General features: G+C 61.2%; 17 protein-coding genes. 5 read left to right on the forward strand and 12 right to left on the reverse strand.

What is annotated here, in order from left to right; all coding sequences use genetic code 11:
- Positions 1-232: 232 nt before the first annotated feature.
- The 8 genes from ACXYMS_RS01805 to ACXYMS_RS01840 form a co-directional block, all read right to left on the reverse strand.
- Entirely contained in the window at positions 233-2173 is a 1941-nt protein-coding gene (locus ACXYMS_RS01805) for a glycoside hydrolase family 127 protein (protein ID WP_458903313.1), read from the reverse strand.
- A 9-nt stretch (positions 2174-2182) separates the two neighbouring features.
- A complete protein-coding gene (locus ACXYMS_RS01810; RefSeq protein ID WP_458903314.1) occupies positions 2183-3247 on the reverse strand; it encodes an ABC transporter ATP-binding protein in 1065 nt (354 codons plus the stop codon).
- Complete coding sequence (locus ACXYMS_RS01815; protein WP_458903315.1) at positions 3244-4071, reverse strand: carbohydrate ABC transporter permease; 828 nt, start codon at positions 4069-4071, stop codon at positions 3244-3246. Before ACXYMS_RS01815 ends, ACXYMS_RS01810 begins: the two co-directional genes overlap by 4 nt.
- Complete coding sequence (locus ACXYMS_RS01820; RefSeq protein WP_458903316.1) at positions 4068-4970, reverse strand: carbohydrate ABC transporter permease; 903 nt, start codon at positions 4968-4970, stop codon at positions 4068-4070. The genes ACXYMS_RS01815 and ACXYMS_RS01820 overlap by 4 nt, the downstream gene beginning before the upstream one ends.
- 86 nt (positions 4971-5056) lie before the next feature.
- Positions 5057-6289, reverse strand: a complete 1233-nt coding sequence (locus ACXYMS_RS01825) for an ABC transporter substrate-binding protein (protein WP_458903317.1) — start codon at positions 6287-6289, stop codon at positions 5057-5059.
- Between the two features lie 109 nt (positions 6290-6398).
- Positions 6399-7445: a LacI family DNA-binding transcriptional regulator gene (locus ACXYMS_RS01830; protein WP_458904575.1), complete on the reverse strand. Its 1047-nt coding sequence runs from the start codon at positions 7443-7445 to the stop codon at positions 6399-6401.
- Between the two features lie 69 nt (positions 7446-7514).
- Positions 7515-8417, reverse strand: a complete 903-nt coding sequence (locus ACXYMS_RS01835) for a sugar phosphate isomerase/epimerase family protein (protein ID WP_458903318.1) — start codon at positions 8415-8417, stop codon at positions 7515-7517.
- Positions 8414-9460: a Gfo/Idh/MocA family protein gene (locus ACXYMS_RS01840; protein WP_458903319.1), complete on the reverse strand. Its 1047-nt coding sequence runs from the start codon at positions 9458-9460 to the stop codon at positions 8414-8416. Before ACXYMS_RS01840 ends, ACXYMS_RS01835 begins: the two co-directional genes overlap by 4 nt.
- Before the next feature lie 156 nt (positions 9461-9616).
- On the opposite strand from ACXYMS_RS01840, the gene ACXYMS_RS01845 reads away from it, so the two are divergent.
- Entirely contained in the window at positions 9617-10666 is a 1050-nt protein-coding gene (locus ACXYMS_RS01845) for a LacI family DNA-binding transcriptional regulator (protein WP_458903320.1), read from the forward strand.
- Positions 10667-11146: 480 nt separating this feature from the next.
- Here the strand turns inward: ACXYMS_RS01845 and ACXYMS_RS01850 are convergent, their stop codons facing one another.
- The 3 genes from ACXYMS_RS01850 to ACXYMS_RS01860 form a co-directional block, all read right to left on the reverse strand.
- On the reverse strand, positions 11147-11503 hold the full coding sequence (locus ACXYMS_RS01850; protein ID WP_458903321.1) for an integrase arm-type DNA-binding domain-containing protein: 357 nt from the start codon (positions 11501-11503) through the stop codon (positions 11147-11149).
- A 306-nt stretch (positions 11504-11809) separates the two neighbouring features.
- The gene (locus tag ACXYMS_RS01855) at positions 11810-12676 is read right to left on the reverse strand and encodes an SMP-30/gluconolactonase/LRE family protein (RefSeq protein ID WP_458903322.1); all 867 of its coding nucleotides are present in this window, start codon (positions 12674-12676) and stop codon (positions 11810-11812) included.
- Positions 12677-12681: 5 nt separating this feature from the next.
- Positions 12682-13404 carry a FadR/GntR family transcriptional regulator gene (locus ACXYMS_RS01860; RefSeq protein ID WP_458903323.1) on the reverse strand — a complete coding sequence of 241 codons (723 nt, stop codon included), beginning with the start codon at positions 13402-13404 and terminating at the stop codon, positions 12682-12684.
- Positions 13405-13586: 182 nt separating this feature from the next.
- Between ACXYMS_RS01860 and ACXYMS_RS01865 the strand changes: the two genes are divergently transcribed.
- On the forward strand, positions 13587-14597 hold the full coding sequence (locus ACXYMS_RS01865; RefSeq protein ID WP_458903324.1) for a mannonate dehydratase: 1011 nt from the start codon (positions 13587-13589) through the stop codon (positions 14595-14597).
- A 303-nt stretch (positions 14598-14900) separates the two neighbouring features.
- Here the strand turns inward: ACXYMS_RS01865 and kdgD are convergent, their stop codons facing one another.
- Positions 14901-15806, reverse strand: coding sequence for a 5-dehydro-4-deoxyglucarate dehydratase (gene kdgD / locus ACXYMS_RS01870; RefSeq protein WP_458903325.1), 906 nt, complete (start codon positions 15804-15806; stop codon positions 14901-14903).
- Between the two features lie 211 nt (positions 15807-16017).
- Between kdgD and ACXYMS_RS01875 the strand changes: the two genes are divergently transcribed.
- Genes ACXYMS_RS01875 through ACXYMS_RS01885 form a run of 3 tightly spaced genes read left to right on the forward strand, consistent with a single transcriptional unit; the run spans position 16018 to position 20123 of the window.
- Positions 16018-17928 (forward strand): ABC transporter substrate-binding protein, encoded by a 1911-nt coding sequence (locus ACXYMS_RS01875; RefSeq protein ID WP_458903326.1) that lies wholly within the window; start codon positions 16018-16020, stop codon positions 17926-17928.
- 57 nt (positions 17929-17985) lie between these two features.
- Positions 17986-18969, forward strand: a complete 984-nt coding sequence (locus tag ACXYMS_RS01880) for an ABC transporter permease (RefSeq protein WP_458903327.1) — start codon at positions 17986-17988, stop codon at positions 18967-18969.
- Positions 18966-20123, forward strand: a complete 1158-nt coding sequence (locus ACXYMS_RS01885) for an ABC transporter permease (RefSeq protein ID WP_458903328.1) — start codon at positions 18966-18968, stop codon at positions 20121-20123. The genes ACXYMS_RS01880 and ACXYMS_RS01885 overlap by 4 nt, the downstream gene beginning before the upstream one ends.

Raw genomic sequence — 20123 nt, forward strand, 5'->3', positions numbered from 1 at the left:
AGGCTATTGCGGCACGGGCGGGATTGACCTGCAACTGCATGGCATCGGTCAGAATGGTCATATCGGCTTTAACGAGCCCGGTTCCCCCTTTTCAAGCCGCAAGCGCGTCGTGTCGCTTGCCCCCTCAACCATGAGGTGTTGCGGCGAGTAGGCAGCTGTGTTGGCTTCGCTGGCGCCGACTACCGCCAGGTTGAGGTGTCCGTGGCTGTGGCTGACGGTTCGAATAACACCTTCAGGGGGTGACGCTGGCCTGTGTAGGCAGTTGCCCCTCGGGTACCCAGACCACCATGGAGCCTTGTTGGCGATTGGCCCAAAGGAAGTAAGGAATGGCGGTCAGGCTGGTGGCCAATTCCTTTGGGGGAGTTGTCCGGTAGAGCTGATGAAACTCGCTTTCATCTATCATAATAGCGTCAGCCTTGAGCGCAATGATGCCGTCGAACAGATCGGGTCGCTGCTCGACATTGAGTTCGGCATGGCGAGGCAGTTTCAGGCGCTGGACGCGGCCGCCCGGATTATCTGCCTCCTCGACACAATAGACCAGCGGGCCGCGCTTCAGCGCCACCCTTCCCGCGTTCATGATAGCGCCAGGATGGGCATAGAGTCGGACCGGCGGCATGGGCAAATCAAGGGTGACTGTGTCGCCGGCCCGCCACAGCCGCATGATGGTGAGATAGCCGCGCTGTGCTTTGGCTATGTCCACCAGCTCACCATTGACGCGCACGCTGGCGCCCTTGCACCAGCCGGGGATGCGCAGCGCCAAAGCGAATTCCGCCGGTGTCTCAGGATCGACGCTGATCGCGATGTCCCCGGACCACGGATAGTTGGACACCTCGCGCAAGCCGACTTTGACCCCGCCGACCTCGACCTCCGAAGCGATGCCGCCATAGAGATGGAAGGCAACACCATCCGGGGCGGTGGAGAGGAAATACTGCCCCACCGACGCCACAAGCCGCGACACGTTCATGGTGCAACAGGGGCAGGTATGCCAGTCCCAACGCGTCGGCGTGCCGTCGCTTTCAAGAGGATTGGCGTAGAAATAATGCGTGCCGTCGCGGCTGAGACCGCTGAGGGCGCCATTGAACATGGCCAGTTCTAGGATGTCGGCATATTTGCCGTTGAGATCGAGATGCAGCATGCGCTGGGCCCAGAAAATCAGCGCCACCGAGGCGCAGGTCTCGGCATAGGCGGTCTGATTGGGCAGGTCGAAATCGTGGGTGAAGCCCTCGTTATGCGCCGAGGGCCCAAGGCCCGCGGTCACATACATTTTGGTCTCCATGACGTCGTCCCATAGGACTTCGCAGGCCCGCTTGAGGCTGGCATCGTCCAGCTCGGCAGCGAGGTCGGCCATGGCGGTATAGAGATACATGGCCCGCACGGCATGACCGACCACCTTGTCCTGCTCGCGCACCGGCTTGTGGCTTTGCGAATATTCGTAGTTGGGAAAGACATAGGGCTGTCGCTGGTCACCACCGCCCTCGCGGGCCTCGCGCTCGACATCAAAATAATGGGGTGGCTGCTGACCGCGCTCATTGATGAGATAGGCGGCGAACTCGAGGTGCTTCTTGTCGCCGGTCAGATAGTAGAGTTTCATCAGCGCCAGCTCGATTTCCTCGTGCCCGTCATAGCCCCGGCGCTGCCCGGTGCCCGTGCCGAAGGTGGCGTAGATGTGGTCCAGAAAGCGCTCCATAATGTCGAGGAAGCGCCGCCGACCGGTCACCTGGAAATATGCAATTGCGCCTTCGAGAAGGTGTCCGGCATTGTACATCTCATGGTTGTCGCGCAGATTGGTCCAGCGCTTGTCCGGCTCCCGACCCAGATACCAGCAGTTGAGATAGCCATCAGCCGCCTGGGCGTTCTCGAGGTCGTCCACTGCCGCCTCGATCTTGGCCTCAATGTCCTCATCGCGGCGATGTGCCAATGCATAGCTTGCCGCCTCAATCCATTTGCCAACATCGCTGTCCCAAAACACCTGGACGGTGAATCCATTGGAGTGACGCGGAAAGCGTAGGGGTGGCGGTGGACTGGGAAGCTTGAGCGAATCCAGAATGCCGAATTCGCTCAGCTTTTTGTGCTGGCTAGGTACGGTGCGACCAAGAACTGTGTCTAGCCGCTCATGCCAAAACCGGCCTTCAAGCTTAACCTGGGGAAACGGGACGGGAGCGTAGCGGGACATGAGGAAACCTTAAATAGCGATGCCGGTCGATGGATCGAATAGGTGGACTTTGGCCGGATCAATCCGTAGGCCTATGCGATCACCCGATGCCGAGCTTGTTCGTTCAGACTGCACGAACTGGAACGTGCCATCCTGAGAGGTGAGATAGGTGGCAGAGCCGGTGGACTCCACGACGCCGACGTCCATGTGGAATGTGGCTCCCTCGCTGGCGATAACGAGTTGTTCCGGTCGAACACCAGCGATGACATCGCGATTTGGTTCAAACGCCCGTTCAAGCGGCAGGGTGCCACCCCCATCAGACAGCACCACCGTGTTCCCCGTTTCCGAAATGCGTCCTAACAGGAAATTCATCGCCGGGGATCCGATAAAGCCGGCAACGAAACGATTGACCGGCGAGTCGTAGAGTTCAAGCGGGCGACCCTGTTGCTCAATGGCGCCGTCACGCATGACCACCACGTGGTCCGCCATGGTCATGGCTTCGATCTGGTCATGGGTCACATAGACAGAGGTCGCGCCCAGACGATCATGGAGGGATCGGATTTCCTTGCGCATATGCACGCGCAGGGCAGCATCAAGGTTTGACAGCGGTTCGTCGAAGAGGAACGCCTTGGGATTGCGGATGATGGCGCGGCCCATGGCGACGCGCTGGCGCTGGCCCCCCGAAAGTTCGCGCGGATAGCGGTGCATCAATTGCTGCAGCCCGATGGTCTGGGCAACGTCGTCGGCAGCCTTTTTCGCTTCGGCTCGAGGCACGCGCTTGAGGCGGAGTGAATAGGTCAGGTTTTGTTCCACCGTCATATGCGGATAGAGCGCATAGGACTGGAACACCATGGCGACGTCGCGCTTGCGTGGCGGCACCCCGTTCATCACCGCGCCGGCAATCTTCATGGAGCCGCCGGATATGCTCTCTAGCCCGGCAAGGGAGCGCAGCAATGTGGACTTGCCGCAGCCCGAGGGGCCCACCAGCGCCACGAACTGACCCTTGGGGATCACCAGATTGATGTCCTTGAGGGCGTGAAAGCTGCCGTAATGCTTATCGATGCCTGCGAGTTCGATCTGTGGAGTTGCGCTCATTTGAGGGCTCCCGAGGTTAGGCCGGCAACGATACGACGCTGCAGGATTACGAAGACGACGACGATCGGGGTTACGTACATGGCGGCGTAGGCCATGATGCCATTCCAATCGGTGGAGTTCGGCCCGAGGAAGCCCGACAGGCCAACGCTCGCTGGCTGGAGGGACTGCGTCGTAATGATGGATTTCGAGTAGATGTACTCGCCGAAGGCCTGCATGAAGGTCAGAATTGCCAGCACGAGGATGCCGTTTCGGGCCAGCGGGAGTACGATGAAGAAGAAGGCGCCCCAGCGCGAATTGCCATCGACCAGTGCCGCTTCCTCGAGCTCGCCCGGCACGCTCATGAAAGTGGCGCGGACGAGGACAATGTAAAACGGTATCGACTTGCCTGCGGCAGCGATGATCACTGCGGTTCGCGGATAGTCGAGCAGTCCGAGTTGGTTGAACCCCACATAGAGCGGCGTGATCATGACCGAAGCCGGCAGGACCTGCAGCATCAGGATGGCGAACAGGCCGATATCGATCCAGGGATTACGGTAGCGCGCCAACACATAGGCGCATCCGGTACCGAGCAGCACCGTGAGAGTGGTCACCCCCGTGGCAATGACCAGACTGTTCCGGAGGAACACGTCCATGGTCCGCCGTTCCCAGGTCGCCGGAAAAATGGAAAAATCCGGGTCACGGGGCCAGAAGGTCGGAGGATTGGCAAATATCTCCGAGGCGCCCTTGAGGCTCGTGGCGTACATCCAATAGAGCGGGAACAGGTAGATCGCCGCCAGCGCAAGGGCGAGAACCAGCAAGATTTTTGGAGCAGCCACCCGGGTCATCCGCGCACCTCATGTCGGGTCGAGCGGACATAGACAATCGATGCGACCAACACAAAGACCAGCATCATCATCGACACGGTGGCGCCCTTGGCGAAATCGAACAGTTGGAACGACCACTGCCAGGCCCAATATTGCGCCACATTGGAACTGTTCGCCGGCCCGCCTTCGGTAATGGCGGGGAAGAGATCAAACTGTTGCAGTGTGTAGATCAGGCCAAGGGCAAGGACTGCGCCAATAGTCGAGCGCATCATGGGCAGCGTGATCGTGGTGAAGCGCTGCCAGCCATTGGCACCGTCGAGTTCGGCCGCCTCGTAGAGGTCACGCGGAATGCCGGCGAGGCCGACCGATAGCAGCATCATATTGAAGGCCAGGCCGAGCCAGATATTGGCGATGGTGACGGCCCAGATCGACAGGTTCGGGTCTGATTTCCAAAACATGGTGCCATCGATCACCCCGAGCCCTCGCAGGATCGCATTGAGCACGCCGAAATCGCCGGCCAGTATCCATCCCCAGAGCGCCCCTACTACGAGGCCGGGCATGACCCATGAGACAAGGAACAGGCCGCGGATCGTCGAGGCAAATGGGAAGCTGAGCATAAAGAAGATGGCGAGGGCGAAGCCGAAAATGAACTGCCCGGCAATCGAACCGAATACGAAGATTGCGGTGTTTCGGATGACCAGCCAGAATTCGGGTTGGCGGACAATCGCAACATAGTTCTCAAATCCGGCAAATGGCCGGGAGAACGTATTGAGATTGAACATGTCGACCTGCTGGAAGCTCATCACGACGTTGTAGACGAGCGGTACGCCGGCAAGCGCGAACAGAAAAAGCATTGTCACCCCGACCAGGATGAGATCGAAGCCCTTCCCATCGGTGATGCTGGACAGAATGCTGCGCATGGTCTGACCTATTCCCGTTTTTTCCAATGACATGAGGGATCTTCCCGGGGGCGCCAAGGCCCCGGGAAGACTTGTGGCCATCAGGCTCAGTCGAGGATCGTGTCGATCGTTGCCTGGGCCTGGCTCAGCGCCTCGTCAGGCGTCATCTGACCGGTCAGGGCCGCCTGCTCGGCGTCGTAGATCGCCTTGGAGATCTTCTGCCATTCAGGATGCGGACCACGCGGCTGGGCGAACTGCAGCTGCTCCTGGAAGACAGCGAGTGCGGCGTCCTTCTTCTCGATGCCGGACAGGGGCAGTTCAACGTCGGACCGCGTCGGCAGATAGCCGAATTCGGGGAAGAGGCGGTCGTCCTGGCTGACGAAATACTCCAGGACCTTGAAGGCTTCCTCTGGATGTTCGGTCGTGGACATGATCCCAAGATTGAAGCCGCCGAGCGCCGAGGAGCGTGCGTCGCCTTCCCCGAAAGTGGGCAGCAGGGTAACGCCCCAGTCAAATTCGGCATCCTCGACCATGCGGTCGATTTCCCACGGGCCCGAGATCGCCATGGCCGCGTTACCCGCATTGAATGTGCCGGTCGAATCCCACTGACCGAGAGAGAGGACGTCCTGGCTCAGCACGCCATCATCGATCATGCCCTTGACCATGGACAGCCATTCGCGGGCGCCCTCGGTGTTGACGTCATCATAGCCACCGCCGGACATCTGGATGACGGGCAGGAACTGGAAGGTTCCTTCCTCGTTACCACGAGCCGAAAGCGTCGCGCCGTATATCCCCTGGTCGGGTTTGGCGAGCATACGGGCGTATTCCTCGAACTCCGCCCAGGTCTGGGGTGGAGACTCGATCCCGGCCGCTGCAAACATGTCCTTGTTGTAGAAGACCCCGATCGTATCAGTGTACTTGCCGACACCATAGAGGCGCCCGTCCCAGCTCACCGAGTTGAGCGGTCCTTCGAAATAGACCTCGGGATTTATGACATCGCTCCCGGCGGCCATATCCGTAATGTCGAGAAACGCCCCACGCGATGAGAACAGGGCGAAGTCCGGATTATCAAGGCTGACGATGTCCGGCGCGTTGCCAGTGGCAAAGGCTCGCAGCGTCTCGTTGACGATCTCGTCAAACTGCAAGATCCGGTATTCGACATTTATGCCATTATCCATCTCGTCGAATTCGGCCGAGAACGTATCGGACGGTCCGACCTGGTTGGCACCGTCAATCGACCAGACAGTGATGGTCACATCGTCCTGCGCCTGGGTCGATGTAGCTGCGACCAATGCGCCGAGCGCGAGCCCGGCCAATAGACCTACTCTAGTAAACTGCATTATATCCTCCCTTTGCGGCCCTCTGGCCGTGAACATGCCGCTTGGGTTTCCTCTTTCCCTTGCGGCCCTCCTCGCTGCCATGGGCGGTGCAATCGCCCATGGCAGCATCTCAACTCTCCTGAAGCGCCGTTCCCTGGTTGCGGACAGCGATTGCATCGCCGCCACAGGATTGGCGCAGCACGAGCTTGCAGGGCAGCGTGCGGATGCCCGGATCGACAGGCTTGCCCTCGGCAAGGTCCAGGATCAGGCGGCCCGCTTCGCGGCCAAGTTCCTTCAGGTTCATGTCGATAGTGGTCAGCGGGGGGCGTGTGGCCGACGCGACGATTTCCCAATTGTCGAAGCCGATGACCGAAACATCATCCGGCACATGGACACCGCGCTCACGCAGGGCATCAACCACGCCGCGGGCGATCTGGTCATTGCCACAGAAAATCCCGTCCGGGCGCGGCGCGTTGCCAGACCAAAGCTTGTCGATGGCCTCATGGCCCCAAGCCTCGGACCAAGGCCCATGCAGGACTTGCGCACCTTGCCCGGCCGTCGCACGGAAAGCACCAGCGCGCGTCGTAACCGAGGCGAAGTTCTCCGGCCCAGTGATATGCGCCAGCGTCGTGCGCCCAATGTGTGCAAGCCATTCGGTCGCCTCTCGCGCACCCTGCGCATCGTCGGACACCAGGGTCACTGCGTCTTCGGGCCCCTCGGTGAAGGCATAGACCACGGGAACCGGCAGATCGGACAAATCGACAGGCAGGCGCCGGTCTATACGCTTGCCGGTGGCGATGATGCCGTCCACCTGCTTGTCCAGCATGGCGTCGAGATGGAGCTTGGCGAGCGCCGCATCGTCCTCAATACCACATAGAAATACCGAAACACCTTGGTCTACCAAGGCCTCGGATACACCGGCCATGACCGGCAGAGTGAACCGCCCATAGGTGTCGTTGGTCAGCAGGCCGATGGTGAAGCTGCGCTGCTGAGTGAGCGCGCGCGCCATGGCATTGGGCCGGAAGCCGAGGGCCGTCGCAGTCTGCTTGACGCGCTTGCGGGTTTCTTCGGTCATTCGACCGGTATCGTTGAGGGCCTTGGAGGCCGTGGCAACGCTGACGCCAGCGACGCGGGCAACGTCGTAGATGCGAATGCGTTCGGCCTTTACCACGTCCATATACCTCAATGGAAAACCCTTTTCTCACTATTGGTAAAACGGTTTTTCAGCTCTCGTCAATAGTCATATTTATCCCGCCAAGGCGAGGTAATCGCCACCGCGCGCCTGCTTGAGATGGTTCAGGGCATGAATTTGCCCGGTCATTTCCAGCGCATCGCGATAGACCGGGTCATGCCAGCCTTCGATATCGATCGAACCCGTCCAGCCGGCCAGGCGCAGCTCGGAAATGATGTCGGTCCAATTGCTGTCACCAAAGCCAGGTGTTCGCATGAAGACGAAGGGTTCCTTGCCGAAGATTCCGTGCTCGCGGATCACGTCCCAGCGGATGGTGGCGTCCTTGCCATGCACGTGGAATATCCTGGCCGCCCATTTGCGGATCTGCGGCAGTGGATCGATAAGGTAGACCATCTGGTGGCAGGGCTCCCATTCGAGCCCGATATTGTCGTCCGGCGTCTCATTGAACATCAGCTCCCAGGCATCGGGATTGTGGGCAATGTTCCAGTCACCTGCCTGCCAGTTCCCGTCCATGGCGCAGTTTTCAAAGGCGACTTTGACGCCCTTGTCGGCGGCGCGCTTGGCGAGTTCGGACCAGACTTCGCGGTATTTGGGCAGGCTGTCGGTCAGCGGTTTGTTGCGGATGCGACCGGTGAAGCCGGCCACACAGGTCGCGCCGAAGTGGTGCGCATTGTCGATGCAATCCTTCCAACCCTGCAGCGTCTGGCGGTCCATCTCCTGGTCTTCAAGCACATTGCCAAACATGCCGATGGTGGAGATGGTGATGTTACGATCGCCTAAGGCGTCCTTGCAGCGCCTGCCCAGCTCGGCAATGTCCTGACCGTTGGTAGTCTGCCAGAAGAAGGGCTGAAAGCTTTCAAAGCCCCGATCGGCGATTTCGGCGATGCGCTCGGCGGCCTTGCCGCCGGAAGCGGAGATCATAGTGCCGATGCGGATGGACGTTGCGGGGTCGTTCAATTGTCTGGTCCTGGTTCGATGGTGACACGCTGGCCGGTCCGGGCGCTGTCGATTGCGGCAAGGACCATGGCGAGGCTGTTGATATTGTCGGTGGAGACGGTTTCGGGCTGACGGCCCGCTTCGATGGCAGCGAGGAAGTCGGCGATGACGCTGGCATGGCCATGGGTCTGATCCATATCGGCGGGCATAGGGACTTCGATCTCGCGCAGCTCGCGCAGGAAGCCGGTATCGCTGGCCACAACCCGGGCTTCGAAGGCGTCGGCGCCATCCCAGAGTAGCGTGCCTTGGCTGCCGACGATCCGCCAGGCGCTTTCCCAGGACGTATTGGCACCTTCGGCCGCCCAGGAGCCGCGATAGTTAAAGACGACATTGTCGGAGAATTCGAAAATAGCGTTGGCCGCCGCGCCATGGCGATACCACGAGCCGGGCGGATTGGTCTGGAGACAATAGACGGCCAGCGGCACCATTCCGGACATGAAGCGTGCCGCGTCCATAGTATGGATGGCCATGTCGAGCAGGAGCACGTTTTCCATTTCGTCGCGAAAGCCGCCAAAATGCGCGCCGATGAAGAAGTCGCAATTGAGACTGGCCAGCGAGCCGATGGCGCCGGATTCGATGAACCGGCGGATGCGGCGAACGCCGGAAATGAATCGACGGTTCTGCACCACGGCATGGACCCTTCCGGCCGCCTGTGCCTGGTCGATCATCGCCCGGGCCTCTGCAAGGCTGGTAGCCATCGGCTTTTCGCTGAGCACGTGACAGCCGTGCCGGAGCCCGGCCGCCACGACCTGCGCGCGCGCGCCGGGAACCACGACGTCAAACAACAGGTCCGGCCTGGTCTGGCCCAACACTGCCTTGGGATCGGTGCCTATGACCGCGTCAACCAGACCGAACTCGGCGGCCCGCGCTTCAGCATTCGCGCGATCGAGATCAGCGAGCCCGACCACCTGAACCCGACCCTTGAGCAAGGGGTGTTCGGAAATGGCCGTCAGCCAGCCCTTGGACATGCCGCCACAACCGGCCAGCACCGCCGTGAAAACCAAGACATCCTCCCCGGATAATGTTGGCGCGCCGTCTGCCGCAGCCTACCAACAGTGTTCCGTAAACGTTTACGACGCTATTCTTACGGGCTGGGACGTGTCAATGGAGAATCGTAAACGTTTCTGGAACCAGCCAGAACCACAGGATAAATCGGGAAGATGACCGGTATCAGGCGCCTCGCGCAGCAGCTCAATGTGTCCATCGGCACGGTTTCGCGTGCGCTCAACGGCAAGCCGGACGTCAGCGAAGAGACCCGCAGGCGCGTGCTCGATGCGGCGGCGGCCACGGGTTATGTGCCCAATCAGGCCGGTCGATCCCTTCGCAAGGGGTCGACCGGCGTAGTTGGGTTCATGATGCAATCCGGCTCCCAGATCACCGGTGAGGGCGATGTGTTCTTCATGAGCGTCTTCGACGGCGTGCAGGCAGTTCTGGCACGCCACCATCTCGATCTGGTCGTACTGCTGTGCTCGTCGGAGGAGGATCCTAGCGCCTATCTGCAGCGCTTGGTGGCGCGCGGCGCCGTCGACGCTCTGATCATTTCGGCCACAAAGCGGCATGATCCCCGCATCGACTTCCTGGCAGGTCGCAACATTCCCTTCATCGCGCTGGGGCGTAGCCTCACCGATGCCAGCCATCCTTGGCTCGACCTCGATTTCGAGGGCATGGCGCAGGCCGGCGTGGACCGCCTGGTGGGCAAGGGGCACACAAGGATTGGCGTTTTCGCCCCCAATGACGACACCAATCTGGGCTATGTCTTCCTCGACAGTTATCGGGCAGCGCTGCAGCGCCACGGCATCGGCTTCGACCCCGAGCTGATTTTCCGCGCCAATCCCAATGACCGAGGCGGGCACGAAATCGGCGAGCGGATCGCGGCCATGCCGCCGCAGCGCCGACCAACCGGTTTCATCCTGACCAATGAAATGCTGACCGTCGGACTTTATCGTGGGCTCCACGATTGCGGCATCCGCCCAGGCGTGGACTTAGCCATTATCGGCCGCCACAGCACCAATGCCCAATATCTCAATCCCAAGCTGACCTGCTTCTATCTCTCGCTGCGCGATTTGGGCATCGAACTGGCAGAGGGACTGTTGGCCACAATGCCAGCATACGCCGATGCATATTCGCTCGGCATCACGCGAAGGGTGGTCCCCCTAGAACTCTTGGTGGGGGATAGTGACGGGAATTATCGGGAGCCCATTTCCGTCTGAGCTTCAGATCAGCGTCAGTTATCACTCCGAACACACCAAAAGCTGACCGTCCATTACCGCCACGTCTCAGCCGTTAGCTGCGAAGCTACGTGGTGGCAATCGAGTCGGACATTCAGCTGGGCGGTACCCTTCTCAGCTTGAGTAAGCCGAAAATCTTTGCGATTGTTGCGGTAGGGTCGACTTGATACTCGAGCGGCGTTTCATTTCCTGTCGCCTTTGACCTGCCCCACGAGATCCATTGGCGTGGTGGAAATCCAGTTGCGGAGTTGCGCCCGCGAATCCTAACTTCTGGGCTACCTCCGTCAGTCGTGACAACGCAAATTTCTGCTCTAGTCGACGTAACCAACCTCCAACTCGCGGAGTTCGTTCGACTTTTTGCCGACGGCGATCTGGACGCCCTTGCGCGCGACCAAATTCGCCCGAGAACCATGCGATCCACCACAGGAATGAGTGTCGGCCGTCTTCCCGGAGCGACACTTTCTAGCCTCCGAAGTTAGCCAGGCTCCGGTATGACGATGCGGTTGATGATGTCATCATAGTGCGACGCGGTTCTCGCCTTGCGCTTCGCATGCACGTGTTGCTCAAGGAAGACAGCCGCGACTTCGGCAAGGGTAGGGCTTGGCGATCTTCTGCTTGAGCGGCCTGTGGATCAGCGCCACTCGCTACCTTCGACCGTAAAATGTCAGCCGCTTTCCGTGCTTGATCGACGGCGAAGTGCGATACCCTGCCGATCGTGACACGCTTCTTGGCTTCCTGGCGGCCGCCCTCGCCAACGCGATACTCAAAGTTTTTTGCCACTCGGGTACATGCGTGAACCAAAGCCGGAAATGACGCCATCGAACACAGTGTAACGCGACGGTCGAGCCTCTGCGCCGTCTACTGTACGTTTGGTGATCTTGTTTCCTGCTACGTCGCCACCAAATTGCCGCGCTGTACGCTATCACGAGCAATGCCGTACGACGAAATCTGCTGTAAAACAAAGTGTTTACGCTACGAGCGGCAACATGGAAACTTTGCGGCAACCAGAATCCTCAGTCTACGAATATGGGGGGCGGACGTTCGAATCGTTCCCGGCGCGCAATTCTCTTTCACATGACATATTGCATGCCGGCGCCGGGTCGACCCGGTGTCAGGCATTGGACCTTAGGCGCCGAATTTTGAGACTGGTACGCCCGGTATATCGGTCCTGAATTGTACGATGCCGTCACGCCCGGCCGTTTCGGTCCGCGAGTCCATGCTGGTGACATAGATCGTTCGCATGTCGGTGCCGCCGAAGCAGGGCATTGTGGGCGTTGCCAATGGCAGGTCGATCCAGTCGAGCAGGTCGCCATCGGCGGAAAAGCGATTGAGGCGGCCGGCGGAGGGGCCCGCCGACCAGTAATTGCCGGCCATGTCACAGGCGCCGCCGTCGGGGCGGCCATTGGCCTGGTCGTGTTCGCGCAGCCGGCGCCGGTTGGATACTGCACCGCTGGCGGCATCGAAGTCATAGCAATCCAGCCAGGTGTCGCCGCGGGAGTCCGAGTGATACATCCGGGTTCCCGCCGCGTTCCAGGCCAGACCATTGGAGATGGCGATGCCATCGGCGACTGCACTGACCTGTCCGTCCGGACTAATGCGGTAGAGCTTCGCCGCCGGTTTCCCATCCGTGCTGGCGTCCATGCTGCCGACCCAGAAGGCGCCGTCGGGGCCGACCTTGCCGTCATTGAGGCGCATGGCCGGCTTGGCATGGGAGACGCTGGCGACGAGGTCGCGCGCGCCGGTCTCGGGGTCGAACAGCACCACGTCCTGACGGAGCGCGACGACCAGACGGCCACACTGTGCCAGTCCGAGGCTCGGCACCGGCTCGTCAAAGGTCCATTGCCGCCGGGTTCCGCTCGACATGTCCAGTTCGTGGATCACGCCAGCCGGGATATCGCACCAGAACAGTCGCTGGCGTTCGGCGTCCCAGACCGGGCTTTCGCCGACCCCGAAGCGCTCGCGCAGCAGGAAGCTGATTTCAGGCTGGGTCATCGAGGCTAGGACACCCTGTCATGCGCCAGGCTCCATTCCCGGTAGCGTCGGCGTCCGCCTTCCAGGTGCTGCCGCATGGCCGCGCGGGCCTCGTCGGCGCGGCGGTCGGAAATGGTCTCGAAAATGCGCCGGTGTTCGCTCTGGATGTTCTCCAGAAACTCGGCCTTATCCTTGTCGTCGGTGAAGCTGGCGCCCAGGGCGCGGCGCGGAATCAGCCGCTCCCCCATTTCGTCGACGAACAGACGAAACCTTGTGTTGTTAGTGGCGTCGGCGATGGCTCGGTGAAAACTGCGGTCGGCGTCGGTCGCCAGGGTATTGTCCTCAAGGTGCCGGGCGAACTGGCTCATGGCCTGTTCCATGCGCAAGAGATTGGTTTCAGTGCGTCTTTCGGCTGCGAGGCCGGCCGCTTCGATCTCGACGCTCATGCGGAATTCGATGAAATCGAGCACTTCGCCGATGTCCTGGGGTGTCTCCATGAACATCGAGCCGCCGACCCGCTTGGGGGGCTCGCTAACAAAGACGCCGCTGCCGCGTAGGGAGCGCAGCCGCCCCTCGGCCTTGAGGCTGGCTATGGCTTCGCGCACCACGGTGCGGCTGACCGAGAACTGCGCGCAGAGCTGATCGGCAGGGGGCAGCTTGTCGCCGGGCTGCAGGCCGGCCTCGACGATCATCCGGGTCAGTCCGTCCTTCACCCGGTCGGTCAGTCGTGGTGCCATGGTGTCTGCCATTTGTCGTCTTGCCGGTCGCCCAGAATGCCTGTCACCATCACTTAGACCAATTTGTCATCCTGCGAAAGCCAAAGGGCCGCCCGATCGTGGTGGCTGCGCGCCCGGATGTTGGTTGTCCTCTTGTATCAGTCGCAAATTAATCATACAACTCTGCATAAATCGGAAAACACGGGGACAAGACGATGTATGTGGGCACCCAGCTCGGCGGCAGCAAACTCGAAGAGGTCGGTGATCGCTATCTGCGGCAGCTGGCGCAACTGGGCATTGTCCATGTCTGCATCGATCCGCCCGGCAACCCCTATGAGTGGACGCGCGACGTGCTCAAGCGCCATATCGAGCGCCTGGATGCTGCCGGCCTGGTGCTGGACATGGTGCAATTGCCCATGCCCTCCTCGGGCATCGAAAAGCGTCATCAGTCTCCCGGGATCGTGCTGGGGCAGGGGCCGGAGCGCGACCGCGAGATCGAGGGCATCTGCCGGCTGATCGAGGATCTGAGCGCCATGGGCATTGGCGCGGCCAAGTATAATTTCAACCTGCTGGGCATTCCGCGCACGCCGTCCGAGCGAGGTCGCGGCGGGGCGATCCTCTCGACCTTCCGGCAGGACCAGCTTAGCGATTCAGACAAGCTGACGCCGGCCGGGAAGGTCAGTGTCGAGCAGATGTGGGAGCGCATCACCTATTTCCTCGAGCGCGTCGTACCGGTCGCCGAGGCCAACAAGCTGCGTCTCGCCTGCCATCCCCATGATCCGCTGACGCCGCCGGGCTATCGCGGCATGGAGGAGCGCGTGCTGGGCAGCGCCGAGGGGCTGAAGAAGTTCGTTTCCATCGCCGAGAGCCCCTATCACGGCCTCAATTTCTGCCAGGGGACCATTGCCGAGGGGCTAGAAAATCCGCGCGAGGAGATCGGTGACATCATCCGCTGGTTCGGAGAGCGCAGGAAGATCTTCAACGTGCATTTCCGCAATATCAAAGGCGGGCGCTATTCCTTTACCGAGGAATTTCCCGATGCCGGCGACATGGACATGGCGGCGGCGCTGCGCCTCTACAAGGAAGTGGGTGTGGACTGCATGATCATGCCGGACCATTGCCCCGAGATCGACGGCGAGGCGCCTTTCGAGACCGCCTTCGCCTTCAGCTTTGGCTATATTATCGGGCTGTTCCAGGCCAATGGCTGGGATCCATACGGGCGGTAGTGGCTGGGACAATCCAGTCGATTGTCCACTTTTCTTCCACCCCCGAAGGCAGGGTGCTGACCTGCCTCAGCTCCACTATTGTGGTGGGTCCGGAACCCCCACCCTTGGTCCCTCCCCACAAGGGGGAGGGAGACGATGAGCATTTGCGCCTCGGCACATGAGTGGCGCTCGTTGAAGGGCATCCAAATTCGGCACGGGCCTCGACGGGGGCCGTGTGGCAATGCAAGCAAACTTCCCAAAACCAAAAGCCCGGACCTGGTGGTCCGGGCTTTTTGACACTGGGAGGACAGTGCCGGGAGCGGGTTAGCTATGCGTGGCGATCAGTTGCGCGAGGGTTTCACGCTCGGCCGCGGTCAGTTCGGTGAGGGGGCTGCGCACCTTGCCGGCGGGGCGTCCCACCAGGTCGGCGCCGGCCTTGATCATCGAGACGGCGTAGCCGCGCTTCTTGTCGCGCAGCTCGATCAGCGGCAGGTAGAAGCTCTTGAGCAGGGCCTGCACGGTCTCGCCGTCGCGCTGGCGGATGGCGCGATAAAAGCGCAAAGCCAGTTCGGGCACGAAATTGAAGACCGCGGAGGAATAGGTGGTGACGCCCATTTCCAGGTAGGGCTGGGCGAAGACCTCTGCCGTTGGCAGACCGCCGATATGGACCATACGGTCGCCGATGCGGCTGGCCACCTGGACCATCAATTGCAGGTCACCGATGCCGTCCTTGTAGCCGATGAGATTGGGGCACAGCTCTGCCAGGCGGGCCAGGGAATCCGGCGTCAGCCGAGAATTGTCGCGCGCATAGTAGATCACGCCGATGCCCACCGCGTCGCAGATCGCCTTCATATGGGCGATGATACCCTCCTGCTCGGCGAACATGAGGTAATGCGGCAGCACCAGGATACCTGCTGCCCCAGCCTTTTCGGCGCGCCTGGCCAGGTCCACCGCCATGCGGGTGCCATAGCCCACCCCGGCCAGTACCGGCACATTTGCTGCGCTATTGCTCACCGCGGTGCGGATCACGTCGTCATATTCGTCATAGCCGATGGAAAAGAACTCGCCCGTGCCGCCGGCAGCGAAGAGGCCGGATGCGTCGAACGAAGACAGCCATTGCAGGCGCGCCGCATAGGACTGGCGGTCGAACTCGCCGTCCTGGTCGAAGTCCGTCACCGGAAAGGACAGCAGGCCCGAGCCGATCTTGGCCTTGATTTCGTCGAGGGTCACATCCATCTCCTGCTGCGACAAGTAGTATTACTGCATCGAGTAAACAGCACCAAATAGGCGCTGTCAACGCTCTGTTGGCATAGGTCCGTGCAGAGAAGTATGATTCATTATTGACAAGGATAATGCAGTCATACAAGAGTGCAGGGCAGCGCCATAATCGGGATCAATCCCTGGGGTGCAGCAGATCGAAAAAGCTTGATGGGAGGGAACATTGAAGCATCTCAGGAGTGCCGCTCTGGCGGGAATTTCCGTATTGGCGCTGGGCTATGGCGCCTATGCGCAGACCTATAGCCAGGCGCCCGAACTGAAGGCGCTGGTGTCCAGCGGGGCGTTGCCGGCCGTGGCGGAGCGCGTCGGGGCCGAGCCGCGCGTGGTCGTGCCCTATCGGGAAGTGGGGCGTTATGGCGGCACCTTCCGTGGCGGCATGGTGGGCGGCAATGACCGCAATATGCTGTTCACCCATTTTGGCTATGAGCCCCTGATCGCATGGGACGCGGACTGGACCGGCGCCATCGTGCCCAATATCGCGGCCAGCTACTCGGCCAGCGCAGACAGCAAGGACTTCACCTTCACCCTGCGCGAAGGCATGAAATGGTCGGACGGCAGCCCGTTCACCGCCGACGACGTGGCGTTCTTCATCGAGGATGTGCTGCCCGACGCAAAGCTCTTTCCCACCAAGCCAGGCTGGTTGACTGTCGAGGGGGAATTGCCGACGGTTTCGGTGGCCTCGCCAACCGAGTTCACGATTTCCTGGACCAAGCCGAACGGGCTTTTCGTGGTCAACGCCGCCAGCGTCTATGGCGTGCAGCTGGCCATGCTGAGCAAGGCCTATTGCAGCCCGTTCATGCCGAAATACAATCCCGAGGCCGAAGCCAACGCCGCGGCAGCCGGGGCCGCCGACTGGACCGAGCACATGGTCAATATGTGCGGTGTCGGCATCGAGAACATCCAGCGCTGGCGCAATCCGGAGCGTCCCACGATCGAGGCCTGGCGCATTGTCGAGCCCTATAAGGCCGGCGCCACGCGCGTGACCCTTGAACGCAATCCCTATTACTGGAAAGTGGACAGCGCCGGAAACCAGCTGCCCTATATCGACGATCTGTCCATTTCGGTGAACGCGGAATCCCAGACCCTGCTGCTTGGAGTGCTGGCCGGGGAAATCGACTATGAATCCCGCCACACCGCCAATCCCCCGAACCTGCCGGTGCTGGCAGAGGGCATGGAGACGGGCGGCTATTATATCAGCGCCCGTGAATCGCGTGTCGGCAATGCCATGACCATTTCTGTTAATTTGAACTCGCTCGACCCGGTCAAGAACGAAGTGTTCGGGAACAAGGACTTCCGCGTCGCCCTCTCGCATGCGCTCGATCGCGAGGCGATTATTGGCGCGCTCTATCTGGGGCAGGGGACGCCACAGCAGGTGTCGCCGCGCCAGGGCACGCCCTATTACAACGAGCGGCTGGCCACCCAGTTCATCGACTATAACGTCGAGGAGGCCAATCGCCTGCTCGATGGCATGGGGCTCGACCAGCGCGGGGGCAATGGTTTCCGCCTGGCGCCGGACGGCAGCCCGCTGGTGGTCAATGTGGCGGCGGTGACGGCGCTGGGCGCCATGGCCGACGCGGCCGAACTGTTCGTGCAATATTGGCAGGCCATTGGCGTGGATGCGCGCTTTGCGGCCATGGATCGCACCCGGTTCTACGAGGAAAAGACTGCCAGCCAGCACGATATCGTGGTGTGGGGGGCGACCTCGGGTGGCATCGATGTGTTCATCGACCCGCGCGACTATTTCCCCTTCTCCACGGAGTCCAATTTCGCGGTGGAATGGGCGAAATATTATATCGGCGATGGCGGGCAGGAGCCGCCGGACTATGTCAAGGAACAGTGGGCGCTCTACGACCAGATCAAGGCCACATCCGACGCCGACGAGCAGGCCGCCCTGTTCCAGCAATTGCTCGAAATCAGTGCCGACCAATTCTACCAGATCGGCGTCAGCACCGCGATCAATGGCTTTGCCGTGGTCTCGAACAATCTGGGCAATGTGCCGGAAGGCACGCCGGTGGGCTGGATCCATCCCGACCCAGGCACGCTGAGCATCGAGCAGTTCTACTTCAAGCAGTAGCGCACTCCCTGCGGTCCGGCCACTGGCCGGACCGTTCCCCGCAATGGGTGGTCAGTCATGTTCTTCTTCATTCTCAAACGCATTGCCGGGATGATCCCCGCCATGCTGGCGATTTCGGTCCTGGCCTTCACGGTCATCCAGTTGCCGCCGGGCGATTATGTCTCCACCTATGCCGCGCAGATCGCCCAGACAGGCGAGGCCGTCGACAGCGCGGTGCTCAACAATCTGCGCGAACGCTATGGGCTGGGCGAGAATGTGGTGGTCCAGTATTTCAAATGGATCGGCGGCATTGCCCGCGGCGATTTCGGCCAGAGCTTCGAGTGGAATCAGCCGGTCACCGATCTGATCTGGGGCCGGATGGGAATGACCGCGGTCATCTCGCTACTGACCCTGGTGCTGATGTGGGCCTTTTCGCTGCCCATCGGCATCTATTCGGCGGCGCGGCAATATTCGGTCACCGACTATCTCTCCACCGCCTTCGCGTTCCTCGCCATGGCGACGCCGAATTTCCTGCTCGCCATCGTGCTGCTCTACATCACCACCATGTGGTTCGGCGTTTCGGTGGGCGGGCTGTTTTCTCCGGAGTTCGAAAGGGCACTCTGGTCGCTGGCCAAGATCTGGGACTTCATCACCCATGCCTGGGTGCCGATTTTCGTGTTGGGCACGGCCGGCACCGCCTCGCTCATTCGCATTATGCGCGCCAACCTGCTCGACGAGTTGCACAAGCCCTATGTCGAGGCGGGGCGCGCCAAGGGGTTGCCGGAAATGCGGCTGATCCTGACCTATCCGACGCGGGTGGCGCTCAACCCCTTCATCTCCACCGTCGGCTGGGTGCTGCCCGCGCTGATCTCGGGCGAGCTGATCGTCTCGACCGTCCTCAACCTGCCCACGGCCGGGCCCCTGCTGCTGCAGGCGCTCAAGAGCCAGGACATGTATCTGGCCGGCGCTTTCATCCTGCTTAGTGGTGGCCTGGTGCTGATCGGCACGCTGGTCTCCGACATCCTTCTTGCCATCTCCGATCCGAGGATCCGCCTGTCATGACCCTCGAAGCTCCCTTGCCGCAGAACGAAGACGACCTGCTGGACCGCCAGATCAATGCCGGCCAGTTGCAGGCGGCGGGCCAGTGGTCGCTGATGTGGAACAAATTCCGCAAGCACAAGCTGGCGCTGGTGTCGCTCTTCGTGGTTGGCCTTATCTATTTCGTCGCGCTGTTTGCCGAATTACTGGCGCCCTATGATCCGGGCAAGTTCGATCCGCGCTATACCTTCGTGCCGCCGCAATCCATTGGCTGGTTCGTGGAGGACGGCGCCGGTGGCCAGAGTTTCCAGCCCCATGTCACGGGTTTTGACATCGAACTCGACCCGGTGAGCTTCCGGCGCGTGTTCACGCCCGACCCTGAACAGGTGATCCCCATCGGGCTGTTCGTGCCCGGCCAGAGCTACAAGATGTGGGGTCTATTCGAGATGAACCTGCATTTCATCGGGCCGCTCGATCCGACCCAGCCGATGTTCCTTGCCGGTGGCGACCGGCTGGGCCGGGACCTTTTGAGCCGCACGATCCATGGCACTCGCATCTCAATGTCCATCGGCCTGGTCGGCGTGGGTCTGTCGCTGGTCATCGGAATGGTGCTGGGCGGCATTTCGGGCTATCGCGGCGGCTTGGTCGACCGCGTCATCCAGCGCGTCATCGAGTTCATCCGCTCGGTGCCCACCATTCCGCTGTGGCTGGGCCTTGCCGCCGCAATGCCCAAGGACTGGCCGCCCCTGCAGGTCTATTTCGCCATCCTGATCATCCTGTCGCTGATCGGCTGGACCGAAATAGCACGCGTGGTCCGGGGACGGTTCCTGAGCCTGCGCAGCGAGGACTTCGTCATCGCCGCCCGGCTCGATGGGGTCAGCGAGTTTCGCCTCATCATGCGGCACATGATGCCTTCGCTCTATTCGCACATCATTGCCGCGATCACGCTGGCCATCCCCAACATGATCCTGGCGGAAACTTCGCTGAGCTTCCTTGGCCTGGGTCTGCAACCGCCCATCGTCAGCTGGGGCGTGTTGCTGCAGGACACGCAGAACCTGCGCGCCATCACCCAGGCGCCATGGCTGTTCGTTCCGGGCGCCTGCGTGGTGGTGGCGGTGCTGGCGCTCAATTTCCTCGGCGATGGCGTGCGCGACGCCGCCGACCCCTATGCCAAGTGA

The sequence above is a fragment of the Devosia sp. CAU 1758 genome (assembly GCF_054482695.1).